General features: G+C 72.2%; 2 protein-coding genes. Both read left to right on the top strand.

What is annotated here, in order from left to right; all coding sequences use genetic code 11:
- Positions 1-115 precede the first annotated feature (115 nt).
- Positions 116-706, top strand: coding sequence for a GNAT family protein (locus RDU12_RS15730; protein ID WP_308685608.1), 591 nt, complete (start codon positions 116-118; stop codon positions 704-706).
- A gap of 45 nt (positions 707-751) precedes the next feature.
- A partial coding sequence (locus RDU12_RS15725; protein WP_308685606.1) for a GGDEF domain-containing protein occupies positions 752-1,517 on the top strand: 766 nt, incomplete at its 3' end.

Genomic DNA, 1,517 nt, shown 5'->3' with positions numbered 1-1,517 from the left:
CCTGTCCGCGGGACGGGCCGCGACCGCCGTGCTGGGCCCGAAGGCCGCCGCGCCCGCCGGCGCCGCCTTCCGCGACGCTCTTTTCGGCTGACCGTCCGGGGGGTAGTCTTCCGCCATGGCCCTGCTGGACTGGATAAACGACGTGGCCGGTCCGGTCGTGAAGGGGGAGGGGGTGACCCTGCGGCCGCCGCGCGCCTCGGACCACGAAGCCTGGGCCGCCCTGCGTCAGAGGTCCCACGCCTATCTGCAGCCGTGGGAGCCGACCTGGCCCGAGGACGACCTGACCCGGCCGGCCTTCCGGCGCCGCCTGTCGATCTATGCGCGCGAGATGGAGGCGGGGAACGCCTGGCCCTTCTTCATCTTCGCCGATGTCGACCAGGCGCTGGTCGGGGCGATCACCCTGTCGAACGTGCGGCGCGGCGTGGCCGAGTCGGGGACGCTGGGCTACTGGATCGGCCAGCCCCACGCGGGACGGGGCCACGCCACGGCGGCGGTCAGGGCCATGGTGGCCCACGCCTTCGACGAATTGAACCTGCACCGGGTCGAGGCGGCCTGCGTGCCGACCAACCGGGCTTCGCGGCGGGTGCTGGAAAAGGTGGGTTTCGCGCTGGAGGGACAGGCGCGGGCTTATCTCAAAATTAACGGCGCTTGGGCAGATCATCTACTGTTCGGCATCGTCAACGACGGGGTTGGACGCGGCGGCTGACCTGGGGTGATCCTTGGCGCCGTCCTGTCGGGATCGTCACGCGTTTTGAACAATCGCTCCAGAAGTCTGGCCTGGGACGCGACGACCGCCATCGAGGCGTTGGCCGCCGCGGATACGGCGCTGTGGATCTGGACCCCGTCCGACGACCAGATGCGCTTCACGGGCGCGACGCGCTCGCTGGGCCTCGGCCCGCTGGCGCCGGAGTGTTCGGGCGCCGCCTTCACCGCCGTGGCCGTGCCGTCCGATCGCTCGCTGGCCGAGCGCATCCTCAAGCCCCAGGCGGAAGGCACCGAGGTCGCCGTGCGCCTGCGCATGCGCGACTCCGACACCTGCCTCTGGCGCGGCGTCTGGCTCGAGGACGGACTGCGCGCCGCCGGGGTGGTGGCGCTGGAAACCAAGTTTGCGGCCTCGTATCGGGACGATCTGACCGGTCTGCTGGACCGCCGCACCTTCCTCGCCCGCGCCGGCGAGACCCTGACCCAGCCGGGCGAATACGACCTGGTGGTGGCTGACGTCGACCGTCTGCGCCGGCTGAACGAGGCCCTCGGGCACGAGCGCGCCGACCTGGTGCTGGCGGCGCTCGGCTCGCGCCTGAACGGCGCCTTCGCCCAGGAGGCCAATCCCGCCCGCGTCGGCGAGGACGAATTCGCGGTGATCGTGCCGCGCGGCTCCGGGGCCACGTCGGAACGTCTGCGCGAGGCCCTGGAGCAGCCGCTCAGGGTGGCCGGCTTCGACATCTATCCGACCGTCTCGATCGGGGCCGTGGCCGCCGAGGGCGGGCCGGACGCGCCGGACGCCTCCGAGCTGCTGC

It is taken from the genome of Brevundimonas sp., assembly GCF_031082345.1.
Taxonomy (GTDB): domain Bacteria; phylum Pseudomonadota; class Alphaproteobacteria; order Caulobacterales; family Caulobacteraceae; genus Brevundimonas.
Note: the sequence above shows the minus strand (reverse complement) of the source record. Positions and strands in the feature narration are given on the sequence as shown.

Bases quoted from the DNA above. Each gene is read 5' to 3' on its own strand.
- RDU12_RS15730 (WP_308685608.1), top strand. From the start codon at position 116: ATGGCCCTGCTGGACTGGATAAACGACGTGGCCGGTCCGGTCGTGAAG.